27 protein-coding genes are annotated in these 25,591 nt (G+C 68.6%); 11 read left to right on the forward strand and 16 right to left on the reverse strand.

Going from position 1 to position 25,591, the window contains the following annotated elements:
* Positions 1 to 4: 4 nt before the first annotated feature.
* The 8 genes from BLQ14_RS04580 to BLQ14_RS04615 all read right to left on the reverse strand — a co-directional run bounded on the left by BLQ14_RS04580 (position 5) and on the right by BLQ14_RS04615 (position 7,513).
* Positions 5 to 1,216: an acetyl-CoA C-acetyltransferase gene (locus BLQ14_RS04580; RefSeq protein WP_092498726.1), complete on the reverse strand. Its 1,212-nt coding sequence runs from the start codon at positions 1,214 to 1,216 to the stop codon at positions 5 to 7.
* Between the two features lie 16 nt (positions 1,217 to 1,232).
* Positions 1,233 to 1,868, reverse strand: a complete 636-nt coding sequence (locus tag BLQ14_RS04585) for a glutathione S-transferase family protein (RefSeq protein ID WP_092498728.1) — start codon at positions 1,866 to 1,868, stop codon at positions 1,233 to 1,235.
* A 289-nt stretch (positions 1,869 to 2,157) separates the two neighbouring features.
* Positions 2,158 to 3,324 carry an acyl-CoA dehydrogenase family protein gene (locus BLQ14_RS04590; protein ID WP_092498730.1) on the reverse strand — a complete coding sequence of 389 codons (1,167 nt, stop codon included), beginning with the start codon at positions 3,322 to 3,324 and terminating at the stop codon, positions 2,158 to 2,160.
* A 10-nt stretch (positions 3,325 to 3,334) separates the two neighbouring features.
* Positions 3,335 to 3,547, reverse strand: coding sequence for a hypothetical protein (locus tag BLQ14_RS04595; protein ID WP_092498732.1), 213 nt, complete (start codon positions 3,545 to 3,547; stop codon positions 3,335 to 3,337).
* A gap of 26 nt (positions 3,548 to 3,573) precedes the next feature.
* Positions 3,574 to 5,352: an acyl-CoA dehydrogenase C-terminal domain-containing protein gene (locus BLQ14_RS04600; RefSeq protein WP_092498734.1), complete on the reverse strand. Its 1,779-nt coding sequence runs from the start codon at positions 5,350 to 5,352 to the stop codon at positions 3,574 to 3,576.
* The gene (locus tag BLQ14_RS04605) at positions 5,324 to 5,773 is read right to left on the reverse strand and encodes a MerR family transcriptional regulator (RefSeq protein WP_092498736.1); all 450 of its coding nucleotides are present in this window, start codon (positions 5,771 to 5,773) and stop codon (positions 5,324 to 5,326) included. The genes BLQ14_RS04600 and BLQ14_RS04605 overlap by 29 nt, the downstream gene beginning before the upstream one ends.
* 94 nt (positions 5,774 to 5,867) lie before the next feature.
* Complete coding sequence (locus BLQ14_RS04610) at positions 5,868 to 6,266, reverse strand: MerR family transcriptional regulator (protein ID WP_092499438.1); 399 nt, start codon at positions 6,264 to 6,266, stop codon at positions 5,868 to 5,870.
* A gap of 68 nt (positions 6,267 to 6,334) precedes the next feature.
* A complete protein-coding gene (locus tag BLQ14_RS04615; protein WP_092498738.1) occupies positions 6,335 to 7,513 on the reverse strand; it encodes a putative manganese transporter in 1,179 nt (392 codons plus the stop codon).
* A gap of 138 nt (positions 7,514 to 7,651) precedes the next feature.
* Here BLQ14_RS04615 and BLQ14_RS04620 point away from each other — a divergent pair, with 138 nt between their 5' ends.
* The 10 genes from BLQ14_RS04620 (at position 7,652) to BLQ14_RS04665 (ending at position 17,198) form a co-directional block, all read left to right on the forward strand.
* Positions 7,652 to 8,071 (forward strand): PaaI family thioesterase, encoded by a 420-nt coding sequence (locus BLQ14_RS04620; protein WP_092498740.1) that lies wholly within the window; start codon positions 7,652 to 7,654, stop codon positions 8,069 to 8,071.
* A 3-nt stretch (positions 8,072 to 8,074) separates the two neighbouring features.
* The gene (locus BLQ14_RS04625; protein WP_092498742.1) at positions 8,075 to 8,602 is read left to right on the forward strand and encodes a PaaI family thioesterase; all 528 of its coding nucleotides are present in this window, start codon (positions 8,075 to 8,077) and stop codon (positions 8,600 to 8,602) included.
* A complete protein-coding gene (locus BLQ14_RS04630; protein WP_092498744.1) occupies positions 8,599 to 9,927 on the forward strand; it encodes an MATE family efflux transporter in 1,329 nt (442 codons plus the stop codon). The genes BLQ14_RS04625 and BLQ14_RS04630 overlap by 4 nt, the downstream gene beginning before the upstream one ends.
* Positions 9,928 to 10,087: 160 nt before the next feature.
* On the forward strand, positions 10,088 to 10,327 hold the full coding sequence (locus tag BLQ14_RS04635) for an Lrp/AsnC ligand binding domain-containing protein (RefSeq protein WP_092498746.1): 240 nt from the start codon (positions 10,088 to 10,090) through the stop codon (positions 10,325 to 10,327).
* Positions 10,328 to 10,331: 4 nt separating this feature from the next.
* Positions 10,332 to 11,717 carry a phosphohexomutase domain-containing protein gene (locus BLQ14_RS04640; RefSeq protein ID WP_092498748.1) on the forward strand — a complete coding sequence of 462 codons (1,386 nt, stop codon included), beginning with the start codon at positions 10,332 to 10,334 and terminating at the stop codon, positions 11,715 to 11,717.
* A 182-nt stretch (positions 11,718 to 11,899) separates the two neighbouring features.
* Entirely contained in the window at positions 11,900 to 13,534 is a 1,635-nt protein-coding gene (locus BLQ14_RS04645) for a long-chain fatty acid--CoA ligase (RefSeq protein ID WP_092498750.1), read from the forward strand.
* Between the two features lie 142 nt (positions 13,535 to 13,676).
* On the forward strand, positions 13,677 to 14,156 hold the full coding sequence (locus tag BLQ14_RS04650; protein WP_092498752.1) for a MaoC family dehydratase: 480 nt from the start codon (positions 13,677 to 13,679) through the stop codon (positions 14,154 to 14,156).
* Positions 14,157 to 14,276: 120 nt separating this feature from the next.
* On the forward strand, positions 14,277 to 15,512 hold the full coding sequence (locus BLQ14_RS04655; protein ID WP_092498754.1) for an acyl-CoA dehydrogenase family protein: 1,236 nt from the start codon (positions 14,277 to 14,279) through the stop codon (positions 15,510 to 15,512).
* Positions 15,513 to 16,166: a histidine phosphatase family protein gene (locus BLQ14_RS04660; protein ID WP_092498756.1), complete on the forward strand. Its 654-nt coding sequence runs from the start codon at positions 15,513 to 15,515 to the stop codon at positions 16,164 to 16,166.
* Between the two features lie 3 nt (positions 16,167 to 16,169).
* Entirely contained in the window at positions 16,170 to 17,198 is a 1,029-nt protein-coding gene (locus BLQ14_RS04665) for a phosphotransferase family protein (protein ID WP_092498758.1), read from the forward strand.
* A gap of 173 nt (positions 17,199 to 17,371) precedes the next feature.
* Here the strand turns inward: BLQ14_RS04665 and BLQ14_RS04670 are convergent, their stop codons facing one another.
* The 4 genes from BLQ14_RS04670 to BLQ14_RS04685 all read right to left on the reverse strand — a co-directional run bounded on the left by BLQ14_RS04670 (position 17,372) and on the right by BLQ14_RS04685 (position 20,766).
* A complete protein-coding gene (locus tag BLQ14_RS04670; protein WP_092498760.1) occupies positions 17,372 to 18,523 on the reverse strand; it encodes a LysM peptidoglycan-binding domain-containing protein in 1,152 nt (383 codons plus the stop codon).
* Between the two features lie 44 nt (positions 18,524 to 18,567).
* A complete protein-coding gene (locus BLQ14_RS04675; protein WP_425412086.1) occupies positions 18,568 to 19,218 on the reverse strand; it encodes a protein-L-isoaspartate(D-aspartate) O-methyltransferase in 651 nt (216 codons plus the stop codon).
* A 37-nt stretch (positions 19,219 to 19,255) separates the two neighbouring features.
* Positions 19,256 to 20,038, reverse strand: coding sequence for a 5'/3'-nucleotidase SurE (surE, locus tag BLQ14_RS04680; RefSeq protein WP_092498764.1), 783 nt, complete (start codon positions 20,036 to 20,038; stop codon positions 19,256 to 19,258).
* 71 nt (positions 20,039 to 20,109) lie between these two features.
* Entirely contained in the window at positions 20,110 to 20,766 is a 657-nt protein-coding gene (locus BLQ14_RS04685; protein WP_092498766.1) for an SDR family NAD(P)-dependent oxidoreductase, read from the reverse strand.
* A gap of 107 nt (positions 20,767 to 20,873) precedes the next feature.
* Between BLQ14_RS04685 and BLQ14_RS04690 the strand changes: the two genes are divergently transcribed.
* Entirely contained in the window at positions 20,874 to 21,479 is a 606-nt protein-coding gene (locus BLQ14_RS04690; RefSeq protein WP_092498768.1) for a biotin transporter BioY, read from the forward strand.
* A gap of 67 nt (positions 21,480 to 21,546) precedes the next feature.
* Here BLQ14_RS04690 and BLQ14_RS04695 read toward each other — a convergent pair whose 3' ends face one another.
* From BLQ14_RS04695 to radA, 4 genes are all read right to left on the reverse strand, one after another.
* Positions 21,547 to 21,984, reverse strand: coding sequence for a DUF1284 domain-containing protein (locus tag BLQ14_RS04695; protein ID WP_092498770.1), 438 nt, complete (start codon positions 21,982 to 21,984; stop codon positions 21,547 to 21,549).
* The gene (gene purF, locus BLQ14_RS04700) at positions 21,981 to 23,450 is read right to left on the reverse strand and encodes an amidophosphoribosyltransferase (protein ID WP_092498772.1); all 1,470 of its coding nucleotides are present in this window, start codon (positions 23,448 to 23,450) and stop codon (positions 21,981 to 21,983) included. The genes BLQ14_RS04695 and purF overlap by 4 nt, the downstream gene beginning before the upstream one ends.
* Positions 23,451 to 23,602: 152 nt before the next feature.
* A complete protein-coding gene (locus BLQ14_RS04705) occupies positions 23,603 to 24,175 on the reverse strand; it encodes a CvpA family protein (RefSeq protein WP_092498774.1) in 573 nt (190 codons plus the stop codon).
* A gap of 40 nt (positions 24,176 to 24,215) precedes the next feature.
* A complete protein-coding gene (gene radA, locus BLQ14_RS04710; RefSeq protein ID WP_092498776.1) occupies positions 24,216 to 25,580 on the reverse strand; it encodes a DNA repair protein RadA in 1,365 nt (454 codons plus the stop codon).
* Positions 25,581 to 25,591: the final 11 nt, after the last annotated feature.

Raw genomic sequence — 25,591 nt, forward strand, 5'->3', positions numbered from 1 at the left:
CGGCTCACACCCGCTCGATGATCGTGGCCGCGCCCATGCCCGAGGCAACGCAGAGCGTGGCGAGCCCAACCTCCTTGTCGGCGCGCTCGAGCTCGTCGAGAAGCGTGCCGAGGATCATCGCGCCCGTCGCGCCCAGGGGGTGGCCCATGGCGATGGCGCCGCCATTGACGTTGACCCTGTCGTGATCGACGTGGAAGGCCTGAAGGAAGCGCAGGACCACCGCGGCAAAGGCCTCGTTGACCTCGAAAAGGTCGATGTCGCCGATCTCCATTCCGGACTCGGCGAGGATCTTCTGCGTCACCGGCACGGGGCCGGTGAGCATGATGGTCGGGTCGGTGCCGATCTTGGCGGTGGCGCGGATGCGCGCCCGCGGCTTGAGACCGTGCTTTTCGCCGAACTCTTTGCTTCCGATCAGCACCGCCGCGGCGCCATCGACGATGCCCGAGGAATTGCCGGCGTGGTGGACGTGCTCGATGCGCTCCAGATGCGGGTATTTCAGGATCGCCACCTGATCGAAGCCCGGCATCACCTCGCCCATTTCCTTGAAGGCGGGCTTGAGCGCGCCCAGGGACTGCATGTCGGTCTCGGGGCGCATGTGCTCGTCATGATCGAGAATGGGCAGGCCGTTCTGGTCGCGCACGGTGATGACCGAGCGCGCGAACCGCCCCTCGTCCCATGCCCGCTTGGCGCGCTTCTGCGATTCCACCGCATAGGCGTCGACATCGTCGCGGGAGAAGCCGTATTCGGTGGCGATGATGTCGGCCGAGATGCCCTGCGGCACGAAATAGGTCTTCATCGCCAGGTTCGGGTCGACGGCGATCGCCGCCCCGTCCGAGCCCATGGGCACGCGGCCCATCATCTCCACCCCGCCGGCGATGTAGGCTTCGCCCGCGCCGCCGCGCACCTGGTTGGCGGCAAGGTTCACCGCCTCGAGGCCCGAGGCGCAGAAGCGGTTGATGGAGATGCCGGGGATCGACTCGTCAAGATCGGAGGCCAGCACCGCCGAGCGCGCAAGGCAGCCGCCCTGCTCGCCCACCTGGGTGACATTGCCCCAGATCACGTCCTCCACCGCGTGGCCGTCGAGGTTGTTGCGTTTCTTGATCGCATTCAGCGTCAGCGCCGAGAGTCTCAGCGCGGTCACCTCGTGCAGGCTGCCGTCCTTGCGGCCCTTGCCGCGGGGGGTGCGGACGGCGTCATAGATATAGGCGTCGGTCATTGTTGCTTGCCTCTTGTCAGGCCCGGTCGGAGGGGTTGCCGGGCATCAGGTCATAGGGGTGCTTCCAGCCGGGAAGGGACTGGATGTTCGAAAGCCAGCGGTCGATCTCGGGCCATTCGGCGCGGTCGAAGCCGAAGGGTTCGGGATAGAAGAGGTAGCCGCAGCAGGAGAAATCGGCGTTGGTGGGACCGTCGCCGACGATCCAGTCGCGGCCCCTGAGATGGTTGTTCAGCACGGTGTAGGCGGCCTTCAGCCGCCCCTGGTTGAAGGCGATCACCGGCTCGGGGCGCTTCTCGGCGGGCAGGAAGTTCATCAGAAAGCGGGTCATTCCGGCCACGGACGAGAGCTTGTGGTTGTCCCACAGCACCCAGCGCAGCACCTCGTAGCGCTCCCGCCCCTCGCCGCCGAACTTGCCCGTCTTGTCGGCGATGTATTGCTGGATGGCGCCCGACTGGCTGAGGCGGAAGTCGCCGTCAACCATCACCGGCACCTCGCCCATCTCGTTGACTTCCGTGCGGTAGCGCTCGGTGCGGGTCTCGCCGTTGAAGAAGTCGACGAAGACCGGCTCCCAGTCGAGCCCCGAAAGTTCAAGCGCAAGCGCCGCCTTGTAGGCATTGCCGGATTCACCGAAGCAGTAGAGCTTGATCGTCATCGCCAGATCCCTGTCGTTGCGCGCGTGTCAGCGGCGGAAAATGGGTATTTGCACCAGGGTGATGGAAGCATCTGCCGCGCCCGGTAACCGGGCGTTAAGCCTGAGGCGTCAAACATGTCCCTGCGGTACAGGCTGGGGAGCCGATGACCGCCCAGGGTGATGCCATCCCCGGCCGGGAGCCATGCCTTCCGCGCCGGGGGTGTGCGGGCTTCATCATCCTGGTGCAAATACCCCCGCCGGAGGCACGCCGCGAAGCGGCGTTCGGCGCAAGCCGCGTGTCCTGCCGCCATCATCGCCGCACCCCCGTCAGCTTGCGCGCGATGAGCTCCTTCATGATCTCGTTGGTGCCGCCGTAGATGCGCTGCACGCGGGCATCGGCCCACATCTCGCCGACCTCGTACTCGACCATGTAGCCATAGCCGCCGTGGAGCTGCACGCAGGCGTCGAGCACCTCGCCCTGCGTGTCGGTGAGCCACCACTTGGCCATCGCCGCGCGTTCCACCGTGAGGCGGCCCTGAAGGTGCTCGGCAATGCACTGGTCGAGGAAGCTGCGCGCCACTGCCGTCTTGGTGGCGATCTCGGCAAGCTGGAACCGGGTGTTCTGGAACTGGGTGAGCGGCCCCCCGAAGGCTTCGCGCTCGGCGGTGTATTTCAGCGTGCGCTCGAGCGCCCCTTCCATCGCCCCGACCGCGCCGCAGCCGATGGACAGGCGCTCCTGGGGCAGCTGCTCCATCATCTGGGCAAAGCCGCGGCCCTCCTCGCCGCCCAGCAGGTTCTCGGGCGGGACGGGGACGTTGTCGAAGAAGAGCTCGGAGGTGTCGGCCATGTGGCAGCCGATCTTCTCGAGCTTGCGGCCGCGGGTGAAGCCCGTCGCACCGTCGGTTTCGACCGCAACCAGCGAGATGCCGCGCGCGCGCGCCTCGGGGTCGGTCTTGGCGGCCACCAGAATGAGGTTGGCGTGCTGGCCGTTGGTGATGAAGGTCTTCTGCCCCGAGAGCCGGTAGACATTTCCGTCACGGATGGCGCGCGTCCTGATCGCCTGCAGGTCCGACCCGCCGGAGGGTTCGGTCATGGCGAGCGCGGCCACGAGCTCGCCCCTGGCCATGCGCGGCAGCCAGCGGCGCTTCTGCTCCTCGGTGCCGTAGGCGAGGATGTAGTGGGCAACGATGGTGGAGTGGATCGGAAAGCCCCAGGCCGCGAGATTGGCGCGGCTTGCTTCCATGGTGATCACCGCCTCGTGGCCGAAATCGCCGCCCGCGCCGCCGTATTCCTCCGGGATCGAGGGCAGGAGCAGCCCCAGTTCGCCCGCCTCGCGCCATGTGTCGCGGTCCATCTCGCCCTGGGCGCGCCACTTGGGAAAGCGCGGCTTCCATTCCTCGGTGATGAACTTGCGCGTGAGTTCCGCGAGCATCACGTGCTCGTCGGTCATCCAGGCGCTGCGGGCCTCGTCGGTCATGCTTCCTCCCTCATCGCTTGCGTGCCTCGAGTTCGCTGTTGAACAGCCGCAGCCGGTGGGTCAGCTTCTCGTGGTCGGTCACGCTGTCGAAATGCTCGAACAGGAAGGACAGCGCCTCGCCCTCATCAAGCCCCGCCTCGGCGGCGAAGCGCCTGAGCCGCCGGTAGCCGTCCTCGGTCATGGCGACGGGAAAGCGGCGGGTGAGGCGAAAGCGCTTGGGCATGGGCTGTCCTTCCTGACCGGTGCAGTCTAGAACGCCTCCGCGGGGAGCTCCATCACCGTCTCGCCGCCGGCGAGGATGCGCGCCAGATGCGCCTTTGTCGCCGGCAGCTGCCGGGCCATGTAGTAGCGCCCGGTGGTGATCTTGGCCTGAAGGAAGGCGCGGTCCGCACCCTCGGCCTCGAGCCCCTCCATCGCCGCGCGCGCCATGCGCGCCCACATCAGCCCCAGGCAGACATGGCCGAAGAGGTGCATGAAGTCATAGGCGCCGGCGAGCGCGTCGCTGGGGTTCTTCATGCCAGCCTGCATGAAATGCATCCCCGCCGCCTGCAGATCCTTCGAGGCGGCCTTGAGCGGGTCGAGGAAGCCCTCCTTCAGCGCCTCGTTGCCCTCGTTCTCCTTGATGAAGCGCTTCACCATCTCGAAGAACTCGAGCACCGCACGCCCGCCGTTGCGGCCGAGCTTGCGCCCCACGAGGTCAAGCGCCTGGATGCCATTGGTGCCCTCGTAGATCATGGTGATGCGGCAGTCGCGCACGAACTGCTCGAGCCCCCATTCCTTCGTGTAGCCCGAGCCTCCCAGCGTCTGCTGGGCGAGCACCGTGGTCTCGAACCCCTTGTCGGTGAGGAAGCCCTTGATCACCGGGATGAGGAGCGAGATCATCTCCTCGGCCTCCTGATCGCCCTTGCGGCGGGAGGCATCGATGAGGCTTGCGCCCCAGAAGGCGAGCGCGCGGGCGCCCTCGACGAAGCTCTTCTGGTGCATCAGCATCCGCCGCACGTCGGGGTGCACGATGATCGGGTCGGCGGGGCCCTCGGGGTTGGCAGGCCCCGTCACCGCGCGCCCCTGCAGCCGCTCGCGGGCAAAGGCCAGCGCGTTCTGATAGGCCACGACACCTTGCGCATAGCCCTGAAGGCCGACGCCGAGCCGCGCCTCGTTCATCATCGTGAACATGTAGCGCAGGCCCTGATGCAGCTCGCCCACCAGATAGCCGGTGGCGCCATCGTAGTTCATCACGCAGGTGGCATTGCCGTGAATGCCCATCTTCTCCTCGAGCCCGCCGCAGGTGACGGCGTTGCGCTCGCCGAGGCTTCCGTCGGGATTGACGAGGAATTTCGGCACGATGAAGAGCGAGATGCCCTTGGTGCCCGGCCCCCCGCCCGGCGCCTTGGCCAACACGAGGTGGATGATGTTCTCGCTGAGGTCATGCTCGCCGGAGGAGATCCAGATCTTCTGGCCGGTGATCCTGTAGGTGCCGTCCTCGGCCGGCTCGGCGCGGGTGCGGATGAGGCCGAGATCGGTGCCGCACTGCGGCTCGGTGAGGTTCATCGTGCCGGTCCAGATGCCGTCGATCATCTTCGGCAGATAGGTGGCCTTCTGCTCTTCCGAGCCGTGGGCGTGCAGCGCGTTCACCGCGCCGTGGGTGAGCCCCTGATACATGTTGAAGGCCATGTTGGCGGAGACGAACATCTCGCCCACCGCCGTGCCGAGAAGATGGGGCATGCCCTGACCGCCGTATTCGGGGTCGCAGTCGAGCCCGTTCCAGCCGCCCTCGCGAAGCTGGTCGTAGGCGGCCTTGAAGCCGGTGGGGGTGCGGACAACGCCATTCTCGAGCCGGCAGCCTTCCTCGTCGCCGACCTTGTTCAGCGGGTGCAGCACCTCGGCGGCGAGCTTGCCGGCCTCCTCGAGCACCGCCGCGGTGAAGTCTGGCTCGAGTTCCTCGTAACCGGGAATGTCGGATTTCGCGACCTGCAGCACATCGTGCAGGACGAATTGCATGTCACGGGTGGGGGGGGTGTAGGTCGTCACCGTTTCTCTCCTCCTCGCCGGCCCGGCGGGCCGCGGCCTTTGCATCCATCGCCTCGATCTGCTGACGGCCCCATTCAAGCTGGGCGCGCAGATCCTCGATCGCGGCATTGAGCTCGTCGCGCTGGGCTTCCATCGCCGCGAGCCGCTTCAGCGCCAGCTCATAGGTGCGCTTGAACTGGGTGCGCTGCTGGTCGCCCATGTCGTAGAGGTCCAGAAGCTGGCGGATCTCCTCGAGCGAGAAGCCAAAGCGCTTGCCCTGCAGGATGAGCTTCAGCCGCGCCCGGTCGCGCCGAGTATAGAGGCGCTTCTGCCCCTCGCGGATGGGCGCCAGAAGCTCCTTCTGCTCATAGAATCGCAAGGTGCGGGCGGTGACGCCGAAGCTTCGGCACATCTCGCCGATGGTCATCAGCTCGTCGGTCATGGTCTCTCCGGTGGCATCCGTCTCTGATCTCTAGATGCCGGCCGGAGAGTGGCCGATCAAGCTTGGCTTACGTTTACGTCAATGAAACGTTGCGTCACTTTTCGCGCGCGCCGCCACCCCCGCCTTCAGGCAAGAGCGCGGCGGCTTCCGCGCGGGTCGCCTCGAGCTCGGCGATCGTCTCCTCAAGCCGCCTTGCCTCTTCACGCAGGGCCTGAAGCTGGCGGTCGGCATGGGTGACGAAGACGCGGATCTGCTCCTCGCTGCCTTCCGTCTCGTAGAGCTCGAGCCACTGGCGGATTTCCTCGAGGCTGAAGCCGAAGCGCCGGCCGCGCAGGATCAGCGTCATGCGCGCAATCTCGCGGGGGCCGTAGAAGCGTGCCCGGCCCTCGCGCGCGGGGCTGAGAAGCTCGATGTATTCGTAATAGCGCAGGGTGCGCGGCGTCACCTCGAAGCGTGCGCACATCTCCTTGAAGCTCAGACGCTCCTCGCCCATCTGCGCCTCCGGCCCTTTGCCCATGCAGCAAGGTTAGGCCGGCGACGGCCCGGGTTCAACGCCGCAGCTCAGTTCATGAAGCCCGGCGCGAGGAAGTAGAAGCCATAGGCCACGACAAGCGCCGGCACGGCGGAATAGAGGGTGGCCGCCACCGCTGCGCGCGGGTTCAGCGCGATTGCCGGGAATAGTGCGTCGCCGTCATTGGAGATGGCATTGCCGATCAACGCGGCAAAGGGGATCACGCCGTTGATGTAGAGCGTGACGACGAGCACCTGCGGCCCGCAGCCGGGGATGAAGCCTACAAGGATCGCCACCAGCGGCAGGAGCGGCAGGATCACCTCGAAGGCCGCGCGCAGATCGACCCCGGCAAAGGCGACGAGGTAGTCATAGGCAAGAAAGGCCGCGATCACCCACACGGAGATGAAGGAAGTCTCCTCCGCCATGCGCGTGAGCGGCGGATCCTCGTCATTGGTCATGGCGTGAACGGGCGAGACGGCGCGGATGAAGAGGCCAAGCAGCGCCCCGGCCACGCCGAGCCAGAGGGCGGGTATGCCGAAGAGACTGTCGATCTCGATCTGCGCGATCTGCGCCCCGCCAACCACGAGGCCGGGCAGGACGAGAACGCCATAGGCAATGTCGCGCAGCCGGATGCGGCCGATGCGGGGGGCAATCCGGCACTCGGCCGTCAAGGTCCGGTATTCGATGCGGTTGAAGCGGTCCACCAGCCACCCGGAAATGATGCCGACCGCAAAGCTCAGCGGCAGCACCACGGCGGCGGCGTCGGGCCGTGTGGCGATCAGCAGAAAGGCGGCGTCGCCCATGGTGGCGGTCAGCGTGGCGACAACGGCGCCAAAGCCGACATGGCCGCTGGTGTAGGCGGCCACCACCACCACCGCGCCGCCGCAGCCCGGTGTCGCGCCCATCAGCGCTGCCAGCGGCACCTGCAGCCCGCGCGACTTTTGCAGCGCCTCGGCAATGTTGAAACGAAAGAGCCGCTCGGCGCCGTAGAAGAGCATCAGCGTGGCGGCAACGAAGACGCTCACCTGAAAAAAGGCGTCCGCCATCAGGCCGCGCGTGAGCGCGCCGAGCTCGCCGGGTGCCGCTGCCAGCGCGGCGAGGGCAAGCGCGAAGGCCAGCCGCCGCGCCTGCATGGCGCCAAGGCCCGCGATCACGGAGGAGGGGGCCGCTCCGGCGGAGCCGGCCGCAGCAGCGGCGGAAGCCGCGACGGATTCGGGAGTCGAGGTCATGGCGCGTCTTCCTGCAATTGCGAATTATTCTCAATACAGGAACATAGCACTTGCCGCCGCCGGTGCAAGCGCGAATAAAGAGCGCCGACGGCAAGGGCAGCGCCCTCGGGCAGGAGGGGCGGCGAGAGGGACGGTGGCATGGACCCTGACAAGCTGAAACGGGCTGACCAGTTCATCCAGGCATTGCCGCACAGCCGCGCGCTCGGCATGCGCCTGACCGACCTCGGCCCCGGAATCGCAGAGGTGGAGATGCCCTGGGACGCGCGCTTTGTCGGTGATCCCGAGACGGGCGTGATCCACGGCGGGGCGGTCTCGGCGCTGATGGACACCTGCGCCGGCGCGGCGGTGATGGCGCATCCCTCCAACCCCGGCGGCACCGCGACGCTCGATCTGAGGATCGACTACATGCGCCCGGCCACGCCGGGGCAGAAGATCACCGCCCGCGCCGAATGCTACCACATGACCCGCTCGGTCGCCTTCGTGCGCGCCACCGCCTGCGACGAGGACCGCTCCCGCCCCGTCGCCGCCGCCACCGGCGCCTTCACGGTGGAGCGCTGAGCCATGACGCCCCGTCGTCCGCGCCCCGAGCCCGTGCAGGTGGTCAAGCAGCGCCGCGACGCCGCGCTGCGCGCGCTGGTCGATGGCGTGCCCTACATCCGCTTTCTCGGTATCAGCTTCGACCGGCGTGGCGACGAGCTCACCGCCACCATGGCCTATGACGAAAAGCTCATCGGCAACCCGCTGCTGCCCGCCCTGCACGGCGGCGCCACGGCGGCCTTTCTGGAGGTGACGGCGATCATCGAGCTGTCTTGGTCATATCTCTGGGAAGACATCGAATCAGGCCGCATCGACCCGGCCGACATCGACGCGCGCCACCTGCCGCGCCTGCCCAAGACCATCGACTTCACGGTGGATTACCTGCGCTCGGGCCTGCCGCGTGACGCTTACGCCCGCGCCCGCGTCAACCGCTCGGGCCGGCGCTACGCCTCGGTCCATGTCGAGGCCTGGCAGGACAACCGCGCGCGCCCCTTCGCCCAGGCCACGGGGCATTTCCTGATGCCGCCGCCGCGCGAGGCCGAGGGCGCATGACCGCGGCCGCGACGGCGCCTCCCGTCACCCACCGGCGGGTGCTGGCGATCGCCCTGCCCATCGTTCTCTCCAACGCCACCGTTCCCATCCTCGGCGCGGTCGATACCGGCGTTGTCGGCCAGCTCGGCGAGGCCGCCCCCATCGGCGCGGTGGGGATCGGCGCCATCATCCTCACCGCCATCTACTGGGTGTTCGGCTTCCTGCGCATGGGCACGGTGGGACTCACCGGCCAGGCCCGCGGCGCCGGCGACAGCGCCGAGGTCGCGGCGATGCTCGGGCGCGCGCTGATGATCGGGCTTGGCGCGGGCGCAGCCCTCATCGCGCTGCAATGGCCCCTCTTCGCCGGCGCCTTCGTGATCTCTCCGGCCTCGGCCGAGGTCGAGGGGCTTGCCCGCGACTACATGGCCATCCGCGTCTGGTCCGCGCCCGCCGCCATCGCCATCTACGGTATCACCGGCTGGCTCATCGCCCAGGAACGCACCCGCGCGGTGCTCGCCGTCCAGCTCGCGATGAATCTTGCCAACATCGCCCTCGACATCCTCTTCGTGCTCGGCTTCGGCTGGGGTGTGGAGGGCGTGGCGCTTGCTACCTTCCTCGCCGAATGGGGCGGGCTCGGCCTCGGCCTGTGGCTCTGCCGCGACGGTCTTTCCCACCCTGCCTTCCGCGCGCTGCCGCGCCTGCTCGATCGCGCGCGGCTGCGGCGCATGGGCGCCGTCAACCGTGACATCCTCATCCGCTCGCTCCTTCTCGAGGCGATCTTCGTCTCCTTCCTCTTCCTTGGGGCGGGCTTCGGCGATGTGACGCTCGCGGCCAATCAGGTGCTGATGCAGTTCCTGCACATCACGGCCTATGCGCTTGACGGCTTTGCCTTCGCGGCCGAGGCGCTGGTGGCTCAGGCGATCGGGGCGCGCAACCGCGCGCTCCTGCGGCGCGGTGCGCTCGTCACCTCGAGCTGGGGGCTGGGGGCGGCGCTGCTGATGGCCGCGGCTTTCGCTCTCTTCGGCGGGGCGATCATCGACCTGATGACGACCGCTCCCGAAGTCCGGCTCGAGGCACGGCGTTATCTTCACTGGATGGTGCTCGCCCCCCTCCTCGGCGTCGCCCCCTGGATGCTTGACGGCATCTTCATCGGCGCCACGCGCGCGGCCGACATGCGCAACATGATGGCAGTCTCCGCCGCCGTCTATGCCCTCGCCGTCGCGCTGCTGCTGCCGCCGCTCGAAAACCACGGTCTGTGGCTTGCGCTCCTGCTCTCCTTCGCGGCTCGCGGCCTGACCCTTGCCCTGCGCTACCCCGCCGTCGAGCGCGACGCCGAAGCTTGCTGATCCTTCCTTCTCACCCTGGGTGGAAATACCCCGGGGGGAGCGCGACAGCGCGGGGGGCAGCGCCCCCCTTCCACGGCTGACGGCGCCGGGGCGGTTGCGCTTTGCCGCGCGCCGGGCCAATTTGAGCCCGCTTCAGCCTCGATCAGGGAGTGTGCGCGCCATGTCCTCACCCGTCTTCGTGCAACTGCGCTGCCGGCCCGGCACCACCTACAAGGTTGCCGAGGAAATCGCGCTGCGCGAGCTTCACTCCGAGCTCTACTCGACCTCGGGCGAATGGGATCTGCTGCTCAAGCTCTACATCCCCGAGGGCCAGGACATCGGCCATTTCATCAACGAAAAGGTGCTCGACATCGACGGGATCGAGCGCTCGCTGACGACGCTGACCTTCAAGGCCTTCTGAAACCGTGAACGCGCCTCTCCCCGCCTTCAAGAGCTACGACATCCGCGGCCGCGTCGGGCGCGATCTCGACGCGCCGCTCGCCCGCGCCGTGGGGCAGGCTTTCTCCGAGATCCTGGGCGCGCGCCGCGTTGTGCTAGGCCATGACGCGCGCGCCTCGAGCCCCGCGCTTGCCCATGCGCTGGCCGAGGGCGCGATGGCCGCCGGATCGGAGGTGCTCGAGCTTGGCCTGTGCGGCACCGAGGAGGTCTATTTCGCCACCGATCATCTCGGCGCCGATGGCGGGCTGATGGTGACGGGCTCGCACAATCCCATCGAGGATAACGGCATCAAGATGGTGCGCGAAGGCGCCCGGCCGGTGAGCCGCGAAAGCGGGCTGGCCGAGATCGAGGCGCGCACGGCGGAGCTTCTCGCCCGCCCCGCGCCGCCGCCGCCAGCGGCGGGCACCCGCCGCCGCGTCGACCCGCGCCCGGCCTATGTCGCGCGCGTGCTGAGCTTCATCGAGCCTGCCCGTCTGAAAGGCTTCCGCCTTCTCGCCAACCCCGGCAACGGCGCGGCCGGCCCGACCTTCGCCGCCCTTGCCGAGGCGCTCGCCGCGGCTGGCGCGCAGCTCGAGATCGAGACGATCCAGGCCGCCCCCGACCCCAGTTTTCCAAACGGCATTCCCAACCCGCTCCTGCCCGAGAAGCGCGATGCCACCGCCGCCGCCGTGCGCGCCACCGGCGCCGACATCGGAATCGCCTGGGACGGCGACTTCGACCGCTGCTTCCTCTTCGACGAGACCGGCGGCTTCATCGATGGCGAATACATCGTCGGCCTTCTCGCCCGGGCGATGCTCGCCCGCCATCCGGGCGCGCGCATCGTCCATGATCCGCGCGTCATGTGGAACACGCAACGCGTCGTCGCCGAGGCCGGCGGCGAGGCGGTCGTCTCGCGCACGGGTCATGCGCTCATCAAGGCGAAGATGCGCGAGGTCGACGCCGTCTATGGCGGCGAGATGTCGGCCCATCACTACTTCCGCGACTTCATGTATTGCGACAGCGGCATGATCCCCTGGCTTCAGGTGCTCGCGGTTATGGCCGAGACCGGCCGGCCGCTCTCCGATCTCGTGGCCGAGATGCGCGCGCGTCACCCCTCTTCGGGCGAGATCAACTTCCGCCTTGCCGACCCCGCCGCCGCCATGGCCGCGGTCGAGGCGCAGTTCGGGGCCGAGGCAGAGGAGACCGACCGGCTCGACGGGCTGTCGATGAGCTTCTCCAACTGGCGCTTCAACCTGCGCGCCTCCAACACCGAGCCGGTGCTGAGGCTGAATGTCGAGGCGCTGGGCGACGCGGCCCTTGTGGCGCGCAAGGTCGAGGAGATAAGGGCGGTGATCGCGGGCGCGGGTAGCTGAGGAACGCCGATTGGGCCATCGCGTTCTGACTTGCGCGAAGGGCGGCGCCCGCCCATGGGGGCGCGGCGGGCGCTGCCCGGCCTGACGGCCGGGTTGAGCGGAGTCTCAATGAAACACGCCCCTTTTCGGCCGCGCTCCGCTCTGCTTTAGTCGCCCCGGCCAGTTCAGGCAGGGAGGAGCGCATGAAGGGCCTGATGATGGACCGTCCGCTGCGCATTGCGGACATTCTGACCTATGCCGCCGAGGTGACGCCCGAAGGCGAGATCGTCTCGGTCCGCACCGAGGGGGACATCCACCGCACCACCTATGCCGAGACCCACCGACGCGTGGCGCAGCTTGCCCATGCGCTGCGCGAGCTCGGCGTCAGGCAAGGCGACCGGGTGGCGACGCTCGCCTGGAACACCCACCGCCATTTCGAGCTCTACTACGCGATCTCGGGCATCGGCGCGGTCTGCCACACCATCAACCCGCGCCTTCCGCCCGAACAGATGAGCTACATCGTCAATCACGCGAAGGACTCGATCCTGTTTCTCGATACCACCTTCGTGCCGCTCGTCGAGAAGCTCATGGAGCACCTGCCCGAGAGCCTGCGCTATGTGGTGATGACCGACCGGGCGCATATGCCCGAGACCACGCTCCCCGGTGCCATGGTCTATGAGGAGCTTCTCGCCGGCCAGCCCGAGGCGATCGACTGGCCCGAGTTCGACGAGAACACCGCCGCGGGGCTGTGCTACACCTCCGGCACCACTGGCGTGCCCAAGGGCGCGCTCTACTCGCACCGCTCCACCGTCCTGCATGCAATGATGGTGGGGCTCGGCCTGCCGGAAGCCTTGCGCGAGGGCCGGCGCATCCTGCCCGTGGTGCCGCTCTTTCATGTCAACGCCTGGGGGCTGCCTTACGCCGCGCCGCTCACCGGCGCCTCGCTCGTCTTTCCCGGCCCCGCGCTCGACGGCAAGTCGCTGTTTGCGCTCATGGACCGCGAGAAGGTGTTCTCCGCCTGGGGCGTGCCCACCGTCTGGCTCGGGCTTCTGGCCGAGATCCGCGAGCAGGGCCGGGTGCCGGAGGGCTTCGGCGATGTGGTGATCGGCGGCTCGGCCGCGCCGCGCTCGATGATCGCGGCCTTCGAGGAGCTGGGCGTGAATGTCTGCCACGCGTGGGGCATGACCGAGATGAGCCCCGTGGGCACGCAGGGCAACCTGCCGCTCGCGATGAAGGACGCACCGCTTGAGGAGAAGCTGCGGCTCAAGTCGAAGCAGGGGCGGCGCATCTTCGGGGTGGAGCTGAAGATCGTCGACGATCAGGGCAACCGCCTGCCCCATGACGGCAAGGCCACGGGCGAGCTTTACGTGCGCGGCCCCGCGATCATCTCTGGCTATTACGAAAACCCCGAAGCGAGCGCCAAGGCCTTTGACAAGGAGGGCTGGTTCGCCACCGGCGACATCGCCTCGATCGACCCGGCGGGCTATCTGGAGATCCGCGACCGGGCGAAGGATCTGATCAAGTCGGGGGGCGAGTGGATCTCGTCGCTCGATCTGGAGAATGTGGTGATGAGCTATCCCGGCGTGGCCAACTGCGCGGTGATCGCCGTGCCGCATCCGAAATGGGGCGAGCGGCCGCTTCTCGTCGTGGTGCCGAAGGAGGGCGCGAAGCCCGAGCCGGGCGAGCTGATCGCGCTTCTCGGCCAGCACTTCGCCAAGTGGCAGCTTCCCGACGACGTGGTGTTTGTCGAGGCGCTGCCGCTCACGGCCACGGGGAAGGTCTCAAAGCTCACGCTGCGCGAGCAGTTCGCGCACCACAAGCTGCCGGATGCGGGGTGAGAGGGCAGGTGTTGGCTGATGCGCTGACATCATGGCCCCGCCCGGGCCAACGGCCCGGGCAGCGCCCGACCCGCCCCACAGGGCGGGCGCTTTCAGCGCCCACCCTCGGGCCGGGCGCTGCCCTCCGGCGCGATGAGGCGCCATGACCGCCCGCGCCCTCACCCCGGCCGAGATGGCCGCGCGCCTGGGCGAGGAGCTCGGGGTTTCGCGCTGGTTCACCATCGACCAGCCGATGATCGACGCCTTCGCCGCGCTCACGGAAGACGACCAGTTCATCCACACCGACCCCGAGCGCGCCCGTAAGACCCCGTTCGGCGGTACGGTGGCGCATGGGTTTCTGACCCTCTCGCTCCTGTCGGCCATGGCCTATGATGCCGAGCCGCCGCTTGCCGGCGCGCGCATGAGCGTCAACTATGGCTTCGACCGGTTGCGCTTCGTTGCGCCGGTGCCGGCGGGCGCACGGGTGCGGGGGCGGTTCGTGCTCGCCGGGCTCGAGGAGCGCCGCCCCGGCGAGGTCACGCTTGCATGGGATGTGACGGTGGAGATCGAAGGCGCCGAGCGACCGGCGCTGGCCGCGCGCTGGCTGCAGCGGTGGTATCTGGTGAATGGTGGCCAGGGCTGATGCCGCCCGGAGCGCGCAGCGTTCCGGGCATGCGCCCGCCCTCACCCTTGGCGGGCGCATTCGCGCCCACCCGGGCGGACGCATGCCCTCGGCCGAGACACACGGGAAAAGGAGCGTGAGATGAACCTTGGCATGACGGAGCGCGTGGCGAAGCTCGTTGAAGAGGTGCGCGCGATGATCGAGAACGAGATCGCGCCCGCGAGCGAGGAATACTTCGCCGAGGTGGGCAAGCACCCGTCCGGCGACCGTTTCCAGCTCACCGACCGCCAGCTGGAGATCCTCGACGAGCTGAAGTCGAAGGCCAAGGCGCGGGGGCTGTGGAACTTCTGGCTGACCGACAGTGACAAGGGGCCGGGGCTGACCACCGTCGAATACGCCTATCTGGCCGAGGAGATGGGCAAGGTGCCGCTGGCGGCCGAAATCTTCAACTGCTCCGCGCCCGACACCGGCAACATGGAGGTGCTGGAGCGCTACGGCACGCCGGAGCAGAAGGCGCGCTGGCTGCCCGACCTGCTCGAGGGGCGCACGCGCTCGGCCTACCTCATGACCGAGCCCGATGTCGCCTCTTCCGACGCCACGCAGATTTCCATGCGCGCGGTGAAGGAGGGCGACACTTGGGTGCTGAATGGCGAGAAGCACTGGATCTCCGGGGCGGGCGATCCGCGCTGCACGCTCTACATCACCATGGCGATGACCGACCCGGCGGCGGAGAAGCACGCCCGCCACACCATGTTTCTCATCCCCGCCGACACGCCCGGCATCGAGGTCTTGCGCCCGATGCAGGTCTTCGGCCATGACGACGCGCCGCACGGGCACATGCATATCCGTTTCACGGACGTGCGCGTGCCCGACGATGCGGTGGTGCTCGGGGTCGGGCGGGGCTTCGAGGTGGCGCAGGGGCGGCTCGGGCCGGGGCGCATCCACCACTGCATGCGCGCCATCGGGCAGGCGGAACGCGCGCTCGAGCTGATGTGCCGGCGCGCGCTCACCCGCAAGGCCTTCGGCAAGCGGCTGGCGGACCTCGGCGCCAATCACGACATCATCGCCAATGCCCGCATGGAAATCGAGATGGCCCGGCTCCTGTGCCTCAAGGCCGCCTGGATGATGGACAATGTCGGGGTGAAGGAGGCTCAGCCCTGGATCTCGCAGATCAAGGTTGTCGCCCCCTTGATGGCGCTGAAGGTGGTCGATGAGGCGATGCAGATGCACGGCGGCTCCGGCATCAGCCAGGATTTCCCGCTCGCGCAGATGTGGACGCATCTGCGCACCCTGCGCTTTGCCGACGGGCCCGATGCCGTGCACCGCCGGCAGGTGGCCCGCGCGGAGCTCAGGAAATACACCAACGAGAAGGTCTGAATGGCGAGCGAGATCATCCTCATCCGCCACGCCCAGGCAAGCTTCGGCGCGGGCGATTATGACCGGCTCTCGGCGCTTGGCCATGAGCAGGCGCGCGCGCTCGGGCAGGCGCTGAGGCGGCAGGGGGTGGCGCCCGGGGCCGTTTTCATTGGCGGCCAGAGGCGGCATCGGGAGACGTTCGAGGGGCTGGGGCTCGATGTTGCGCCGGTGGTCCATGAAGGGCTCAACGAGTTCGACTTTCACGGGCTTCTGGGCGCCTTCTTTCGCGACCGGCCGGAACCCGATGGTCTGTGGGTGGATCGGCGGAGTCATTTCCGCGCCCTGCGCGAGGCGGTTCTGGCCTGGCAGGCGGGCGAGATCGCCGATCCGCCCGAAAGCTGGGAGAGTTTCTGCGCGCGCGTCGAAGCCGCACGAGAGGCCATGGCGTCAGCGGGCGGCAGCGTGCTTGCCGTCTCCTCGGGCGGAGCGATCGCGCAGATGCTGCGCGCTGCCCTTGACGCTCCGGCCGAGCAGATGATCCGCCTGCAGCTGCAGATGAAGAACGCCGCCGTCAGCCGGCTTCTTGTCACGCGCTCGGGGCTCTATCTGACCGGCTTCAACGAAACCCCGCACATCGACGCCGCGAACGCCGCGCGTCTTCTGACTTACAGTTGAGCCATGACCGACACCGCCCTTCTCGACGTTGACGCCGTTGCCCGCTGGGCCGAGGCCCATGTGCCCGGGTTCCGCGGCCCGGCGACCGCGACAAAGTTCGCCACCGGCCAGTCGAACCCCACCTTCCGGCTAGATACACCCTCCGGCAGCTTCGTCTTGCGCCGCAAGCCGCCGGGCAAGCTCCTGAAATCCGCCCATGCGGTGGACCGGGAGTTTCGCGTGCAAAGGGCGCTCGAGGGCAGCGCGGTGCCGGTGCCCAAGGTATATGCGCTCTGCGAGGACGAGAGCGTGATCGGGTCGGCCTTCTACATCATGGAGCATGTGCCGGGGCGCAACTTCGTCGATCCGCGCCTGCCCGGCCTTTCCCGCGAGGAGCGCGCGGGCGTCTTCGACGAGATGAACCGGGTGCTGGCGGCGATCCATTCGGTGGACCTTGCCGCCACCGGCCTGTCCGACTTCGGCCCGGAGGGGAACTACTTCGCCCGCCAGATCGCGCGCTGGACCAAGCAGTATCGCGCCACCGAGACCGAGACGATCCCGGCGATGGATACACTCATTGCATGGCTCGAGGCCAACCTGCCCGCCGATGACGGCCGGCGGACGCTCGTGCATGGCGACTTCCGGCTCGACAACCTTCTCTACGCGCCCGATGCGCCCGTCTGCGTGGCGGTGCTCGACTGGGAGCTGTCGACCATCGGTCACCCCTTCGCCGATCTCGCCGCCACGGTCATGCAGTGGCGCATGCCTCCGGGCGAGGAGGGCAGGGGGCTTGCAGGCGTGGACCGCGCCGCGCTCGGCATCCCCTCGGACGAGGAGTTCGTTGCGGCCTATGCCCGCCGCATGGGGCTTGCGGAGATTCCGGATTTCAATTTTGCGCTCGCCTTCGCCTTCTTCCGCATGGGCGCGATCCTGCAGGGGGTGAAGAAGCGCGCGCTCGACGGCAACGCCTCGAACCCAGAGCGGGGGCTCAAGATGGGGGCTTTCGTGCCGCAGTTCGCCGAGGCGGGGCTGAAGGCGGCGCGGGAGGGGTGAGAGCGCAAGGCATGGGCGCAGCGACCTCGAAAGCGAAGGGCGGCGCCCGGCCCGGGGGCGGGTGCTGGAAGCGCCCGCCCAAGGGGGCGGGGCGGGCGCTGCCCGGCCTGACGGCCGGGCGAGAAGGCGGGGGATCACGCGCGAGGTTTGACCTTACCCTGGTGCGTGCAGAGTCAGTTCAGATACTCCACCGGGTCGACACTGTCGAAGCCCTCGCGCACCTCGAAATGCAGGAAGGAGGGATCACCCGCCCGCACCTTGGCGATCACCTGCCCGCGGTTGACGCTGTCACCCTTCTTCACGGTGATGTCGTCGATGTTGGCATAGACGGTCAGCAGATTGCCCGAATGCCGGATCACGAGGATCGGCACCTGATCGGTGTCGCGGGTGATCGCGGCGACGACGCCGGAGCCCGCCGCCTTCACCGGCGTGCCGGGCGCGGCGGCGATGTCGATGCCCTCGTTCACGCCCTTCTTGTAGGGGCGGATGATCGATCCCTGCACCGGCATCACCAGCCGCGAGGTGGAGGTTTCGGTGCGCTCCTCGGCCATCGCCGCGGGCTTCGGCGTTGCGGTCTCTTTCGTCACCTTGGTGTCGTCTTCGGGCAGCGGTTTGGCCGCCGAAGGCGGAAGCGGCGTGGGGCTGCCCTCGCCGGGGGCGGTGGGTCTGGCTTCGGCGGGCTCTGGCTTCGCCGCAGCCACGTCCTCGGCGGGAACCGGGATCAGCAGAATCTGCCCCTCGCGCACCGTCATGTCGGCATCAAGCCCGTTCCACTCCGCAAGCGCGCGCACCGACACGCCATAGAGCCGCGCGATGGAATAGGCCGTATCGCCCCGCACCACCTTGTGGCGGACCGGCGCGGGGCCCTCCTGCACCGGGGTCGCCGCGGCGCTGGCCTGGGCGCTCTCGGCGCGTTCGATGGCGTTGCCGGCCAGCGTGGTGATGTCCACGCCACCGGCGGAGGCCGAGCCGCCGCGCCGCGCCGAGGCAGGCAGGACCAGAACCTCGCCCGCCCGCAGGCTCGCCTCCGGGGTGAGCCCGTTGTTCTCGGCAAGCGCGCGGGCGTCCACGCCGATCCGGGCCGCCAGGCTTGCCACCGTGTCGCCGCGCCGGGCGATGGCGACGTCAAACTGCGGGTAGCTGATCACCCCGCGCGCATCGGGCGCGGGGCGCGGGGCGCTTGCCTGCTCCACCGCCGCGCTGGTGTCGAGCGGCTGGCCGGCCACGTCGCGCAGGTCGAGATCGAGGCCGCTGCATCCGGCAAGCGCGGCGGTGGCAATCAGCGCGGCGGCGAGCCGCGAAGACGTTCCGGAAAATTCAGGCATTGCTCTTCCTCGCTGCGGACCCGTCGGTCTGCGGGCCTCTGTCATCATTCCTGTCCCAAACCTTCGACGAGCGGCACAAAGCGCACCGGCCCCAGTTCCTCGTATTCGATGCCGTCCTCGGTGCGCGTGGCCTTGATCAGCGTCTGGACGGTGTCCGACTGGCCGACCGGCAATACCATGATACCCCCTGGGCGCAATTGCGCCAAGAGCGGCCCCGGCGGGTCTTCGGCGGCGGCCGTGACGATGATGCGATCGAAGGGCGCCTGCTCGGGCAGGCCGAAGCTGCCATCGGCGGTGATCGCGGTGATGTTTGCAAGCCCCAGCCGGCTGAACAGCTCGTTCGCCTCGCGTACCAGTCTGCGGTGGCGATCCACCGTGTAGACGCGGCGCGCCAGGAGGCTCAGCACCGCCGCCTGGTAGCCCGAGCCCGTTCCCACCTCGAGCACCTTGTGGCGAGGTTGCACATCGAGCGCCTGGGTCATCCGCCCCACGATCGAGGGCTGCGAGATGGTCTGTCCGCAGGCGATCGGCAGCGGCATGTCCTCGTAGGCGCGGGCGGCGAAGATCCCCTTCACGAACAGGCCGCGGTCGATCCTTTCCATGGCGCTCAACACGCGGCTGTCGCTCACCCCCTTGGAGCGCAGCGCGAAGAGAAACCGCATCTTGCGCTCGGCTTCAGAGGTCACCTCGCGCAGCCCTCCCTCTGGCCATGCACGCGCACGCGGGCGCGCCTCACTCCAGCCGCTCCTTCAGCCGGGCGAGCACCTCGTGGTCGGTGAAGTCCGCGCGCATCGGCGTGACCGAAATGTAGCCCCTCACATTGGCCGTGGCATCGGTGCCGGGGCCTGTCTCCACCTGCTGGCTCGAGCCTTTCATCCACAGATAGCGCCGCCCGTTGGGCGAGACCACCGGCTCCACCTGATGCGCGCCGAGCCGCCGCATTCCCTGCGCGGCAACGCGGATGCCCTTCACCTCCGCCGCCGGCAGCGGCGGGAAGTTCACGTTGTAGAATAGCCGGTAGGGCGCATCATCCCAGATGCCTTCCTCGAGCAGCCGGCGCACCACCCGCGGCCCATGCACCGCCGCCGCCTCGAAGCGGTTGGCAAGCGACAGGTTGCGCGGGCCCAGATACTGCGAGAGCGCGATTCCCCTGATGCCCTGCAGCGCCGCTTCCATTGCGGCGCCGAGCGTGCCCGAATAGGCGGCGTTTTCGGCGGAGTTGTTGCCGCGGTTGACACCCGAGAGCACGAGATCAGGCGGGGCGTCCATGATGTCGTGGATGCCGGCCAGCACGCAATCGGCCGGCGAGCCTTCCGCGGCCCAGCGGCGCGGCCCGAGTTCAGCAATCATGGTGGGATGGGCATGGCTCGTGGCATGGGCGACACCGGACTGCTCGAAGGCCGGCGCCACCACCCACACCTCGCCCTCGGGGCCGGCGATTTCGGCGGCGATCGCCTCGAGCACCTTCAGCCCCTCGGCATTGATGCCGTCGTCATTGGTCAGAAGAATGCGCATGCCCACACCTGCCCGCGAACCCACTTTCCAATAGGCGAGTGACGCCCCGCGGGCAAGCGGACGATCCCCGATCAGCCGAGGAGGGCCAGAAGCCTCTCTGCCTCGTCACGCGGCGCGGCGAGGCGTTCGCGCTCCTCGCCGGGAAAGAAGCGCCCGCGCGTGGCGGTGCGCATCGGGCGCGGCTCGAGTATCTCGACCCTCGGCCCGATGCGGGCGGTCTCGGCCGCCCAGGCGCGGGCAAGAGCCATCTGCGCCGCCTTGGACGCGGCGTAGGCGCCGAAGAACTTCTGCCCCACGCGCGGGTCGTCGAAGAAGAGCGCCCGCGCCGCGGGTCCGCCCGCGCGCAGAAGCGGCGCGACGTAAGCGATGAGCCGGCGCGTGGCATCGGCATTCACCGCCATCGCCTTCTGCCAGTCGCGCTCGTCGATGTGATCGGCGGGAGAGAGCGCCGGCGCGTGAATGGCCGTGTGCACCCAGAGTGTCACCCCGCCCCAACGCTCGTGGATCGACCGGCACAGATGCGCCATGGCCTGCGCCTCGGTGATGTCCATCGGCGCCAGCGTCGCCGTGCCGCCCGCGGCCTTGATGCGGTCATCAAGCTCCTCGAGCCCGCCCACGGTGCGGGCCACGGCAATGACGTGATGGCTTCGCGCCAGCGCCTCGGCAAGCGCGAAGCCAAGGCCCCGGCTCGCGCCGGTGACGAGGGCTATCTGGGTGGCCGTCTTCATGCCCGCCAATTCCCACCCTTTTGCGGCGGGTGCAAGGGCGTGATGCTTGACTTTTGACCACGCCCCGCCCACCAATCCGCCAACTGTTGTGACAGGAGGCAACCGACATGGTCCAGAATACCGGCACTGTAACGCTCGCCGCGAACCGCACGTTGGCGCAGAAGGCTCTGATGGTAATCGCGGGTTCAGCCTTCATTGCGCTGGCGGCGCAGATCACCGTGCCCTTCTATCCTGTGCCGATGACTCTGCAGACGCTGGCGGTTCTGCTCGTGGGGTTCACCTACGGCTCGCGGCTCGGCGCGGCAACGCTTCTTGCCTACCTGGCCGAAGGGGCGACGGGCCTTCCCGTGTTCGCCGGTGGCGCCAATGGCGCGGCCTTTTTCGGGCCGACCGCAGGCTTTCTCGTTGGCTTCGTGCCGATGGCGTGGCTCGCCGGCCTTGCCTCCGAGCGCGGCCTGGCGCGCCGGCCGCTGGCGCTGGCGCTTGCCGGCATCGCGATCTCGGCCGCGCTCTACATTCCCGGCCTTGCCTGGCCGATGGCCATCGCCAAGGCGTTCGGCATCGAGGCGGGCTGGATCGGCAGGAGCTTCACCGATTTCTACTGGGTCCACTTCGTGAAACCCTTCCTGATCGGTGACACGGTCAAGGCGGTGCTGGCGGCGCTGATCGCCAGCGGCGCGCTCACGGCGCTTGCCCGCCGTCGGGCCGGCTGAGCCCGACCGAGCCGAAACATCCAAGCGCCGTCCGGCACCACGCCGGGCGGCGTTCTTCTTTCTGAGTTCAGGCGCCGGCCTGCTCGTGCAACGCCCGCAAGGCAGCCTCGCAAAGACCCAGCTCAAGCCACTGGCACCCCGCACAGAGCGCCTTGAGCCCGCCCGGCGGTACATTCGCGCGGATGCGCTCCAGCGCCTCGCCCCATGTCAGCCGGTCGCCCACCTGAAGCCGGAGCGCGCGCGCATGGGCATCGTCGAGCCGCGCGATCGCGGGCTGTACCTCGCAAAGCCGCCCCCGGCGGCGGGGGCAGGGGGCGCAGATGTCATCGGCCAGGCCCACCACCTCGATTACCTCGGCCTCCCCGCCGGCTGCGCGCAGTCGCCGCACAACAAGCGCATCCATGTTCTCGGTGAAGGCGCGCGAATAGCCCTTCCCGCGATAGCCGAGCGCGCAGATAAAATGATGCGGGCGAAAGCGGATCGGGGATTTGGGCGGCGCCGTCATTCCGCCGCCGTCTTCAGCCGGAACCCCTTCTCGATCATGTCCGAGGGCGCCACCGGGTAGTCACCCGAGAAGCAGGCATCGCAATATTGGGGGCAGGCGTTGTTGCGCCCCTCCGCCTCGCCCACCGCACGGTAGAGCCCGTCGAGCGAGATGAAGCGCAAGGAGTCCACTCCCAGGTATCGGCACATCTCCTCCTCGCTCATCGAGGCGGCAAGCAGCTTCTCGCGCTCGGGCGTGTCCACCCCGTAGAAGCAGGGCCAGGCCGTGGGCGGCGAGGCAATGCGGAAATGCACCTCCGCCGCGCCGGCATCCAGGATCATCTCCTTGATCTTCCGGCTCGTCGTGCCGCGCACCACCGAGTCATCGACGAGCACCACGCGCTTGTCCTTCACCAGCGCGCGGTTGACGTTGAGCTTGAGCCGCACACCCATGTTGCGGATCTGCTCGGTGGGCTCGATGAAGGTCCGTCCCATGTACTGGTTGCGGATGATCCCCATGCCATAGGGAATGCCGCTCTCATGGGCATAACCGATCGCGGCGGGCGTGCCCGAATCGGGCACCGGGCAGACGAGATCGGCCTCCACCGGCGCCTCGCGCGCCAGCTCCACGCCGATCTGGCGGCGGGTCTCATACACCGACCGCCCGCCGAGAATGGAATCGGGCCGCGAGAAATAGACATGCTCGAAGATGCAGAAGCGCGGCCGCGCCGGCTCGAAGGGGCGGAAGCTCTGCACGCCCTCCCCTTCGGAGATCACCACCATCTCCCCCGGCTCGATCTCGCGCACGAAGCCTGCGCCGATGATGTCGAGCGCGCAGGTCTCCGAGGCCAGCGCCCAGCCCTCGCCGATGCGCCCCAGCACCAGCGGCCGCACGCCAAGCGGGTCGCGCACCCCGATGAGCTTGGTGCGCGTCATGGCCACGACCGAAAACGCGCCTTCCACCCGGCGCAGCGCGTCCTTCATCCGCTCGGGAATCGTGCGCTGCAGGGAGCGCGCCATCAGATGGATGATGCACTCGCTGTCCGAGGAAGACTGGAAGATCGAGCCGCGCTCGATCAGCTCCCGGCGCAGGGCGGCGGCATTGGTGATGTTGCCGTTATGCGCGATCGCCGCCCCGCCCATGGAGAACTCGCCGAAGAAGGGCTGCACATCGCGGATCTGCGTGTGCCCCTTGGAGCCGGAGGTGGAGTAGCGCACATGGCCGATGCCGATCTGTCCGGGCAGGCTCGCGATCACGTCGGCGCGGGTGAAATTGTCGCGCACATAGCCGAAGCGATGCGCCGAGCTGAAACCGCGCTCGGCATCCCAGGTGATGATGCCGGCCGCCTCCTGTCCGCGATGCTGCAGCGCATGCAGCCCGAGCGCCACGAAGCTCGCCGCATCGGCCACGCCGATGACGCCGAAAACGCCGCACTCCTCCTTCAGCTTGTCATGGTCGAAAGGATGGGCGGGAGGCAGCTCTGCCATGGGCCATGCGCTCCAGGTGGATTCGGCTCGCGCCACCATTTAGTGCCTCGTTGCCGGGCTGTCACCCGTTTGTCACATCGTTCCGGCAGACGGCGCTTCGCGCCCCTTCCTCATCATCCTGGTGCAAATACCCCCGCCGGAGGCACCGCGCGTCAGCGCGGTTCCGCCGCACCGCCGCTGCAGCCGCCGACAAGCTCCTCGTAGCGCGCCACGATCCACGAGGGCGCGCTGTCGGGGATGGCCTCGTCAAGCGCCCCCTCGATGTTGCGGAACACCTGCGCGGTGCGGCTGTTGTCGACAATCGGCACGGTCTCGTTCAGCACCACGCGGTCGTAGACGACAAGCGCGACCGCCACCAGCAGAACCCCGCGCGCCACGCCGAACAGGAATCCAAGGCCCTGATCGAGCCCGCTCAGCGCCGAGTTGCGCACCGCGCTCGAGAACAGGGGCGTGAAGAGCGACACCACCACCAGCGCCAACGCAAAGACGACGGCGAAGGAGGCGATCATCGACAGCTCGCAGCTGTCCGAGAGGAAATCCCCGACATAAGGGATCTCGCGCACGATCGGCGCGACGCTGGGGGCGAAGATGAAGGCGACCACGGCCGCCGCGATCCAGCCCAGAATCGCCATCGCCTCGCGCACGAAGCCGCGCGACCAGGCCAGAAGCGCCGAGAGGAGAATCACGGCCGCGGCGACCGCGTCGATGATCGTGAAGCCTTCCATCGCTGTTCCCGCTCCTGCCCTCGTCTGCCTCCGGCCCCGCTCAACCCGCCCCGAAGACCTCGCCCACGAATCCGGCCAGATCGGAAAAGGCCGTGACGGTGATACCCGCTACCGCTCCGGTGCGGCTGCGCTGCGGCGCGATGGCGCTGGTGAAACCAAGTTTGTGTGCCTCTTTCAACCTGTTTTCGGTCTGGCTCACGGGCCGCAGCGCGCCCGAGAGGCTGATCTCGCCGAAAACCACCGTCTCGGGCGGCAGCGCGACATCCTCCCGCGCCGAGAGCAGCGCCGCGGCGACGGCGAGATCGGCCGCCGGCTCGCTCACCTTGAGCCCGCCCGCGACATTGAGATAGACGTCGAGCCCGGCGAAGGGGATGCCGCATCGCGCCTCGAGCACGGCGAGAATCATCGCCAAGCGGCCGGCATCCCAGCCCACCACCGAGCGGCGCGACTGGCCCGGCGGGGCGGGGGCGACGAGGGCCTGAAACTCCACCAGCACCGGCCGCGTGCCCTCGATGCCGGCAAAGACCGCCGCGCCGGGCTGTGCCTCGCCGCGCTCGGAGAGAAACAGCGCCGAGGGGTTGGCCACCTCGACAAGCCCCGCCCCGGTCATCTCGAACACGCCGATTTCGTCGGCCGGGCCGAAGCGGTTCTTGACGCTGCGCAGGATGCGGAAGGGATGGCCGCGTTCGCCCTCGAAATAGAGCACCGTGTCGACCATGTGCTCGACGACGCGCGGCCCGGCGATCTGGCCTTCCTTGGTGACGTGGCCGACGAGAATCACCGCCGTTCCGGTGCGCTTGGCAAAGCGGACAAGCTCATGAGCCACCGCCCGCAGCTGCGCCACCGATCCGGGCGCGGCCTCCACCGTGTCGGCCCAGAGCGTCTGGATGGAATCGATGACCGCAAGGCCGGGGCGCACGTCCTCGAGCGTGGTGAGGATGTCGCGCAGGCTTGTCTCGGCGGCAAGGCGCACCGGCGCCGTGCCAAGCCCGAGCCGGCGCGCGCGCAGCTGCACCTGTGCGGCCGCCTCTTCGCCCGAGACATAGACGGTGCCAAGCCCCTGGGCGGCAAAGCGCGCGGCGGCCTGCAGGAGCAGCGTCGATTTCCCGATGCCCGGATCGCCTCCCACCAGCACCGCCGAGCCGGGCACCAGCCCGCCGCCCAGCACCCGGTCGAGTTCGTCAAGCCCCGAGGCCGCACGCGGCGGCGGGGGCTCGGCGCCAGCGAGATCGACGAGCGGCACGGCCCGCCCGCGCGCGGCCCCGAGCGCGCCGCGCCCCGGCGAAGTGGAGAGTGGCGCCTCCTCGGCGATGGTGTTCCACGCGCCGCAGGCGTCGCAGCGGCCCGACCACTTGGCGTGGCGGGCGCCACATTCGGAACAGACAAAGGCTGGTGCACGGGCCATGGCGTTATCTG

This window comes from Meinhardsimonia xiamenensis, assembly GCF_900102905.1.
GTDB lineage: Bacteria > Pseudomonadota > Alphaproteobacteria > Rhodobacterales > Rhodobacteraceae > Meinhardsimonia > Meinhardsimonia xiamenensis.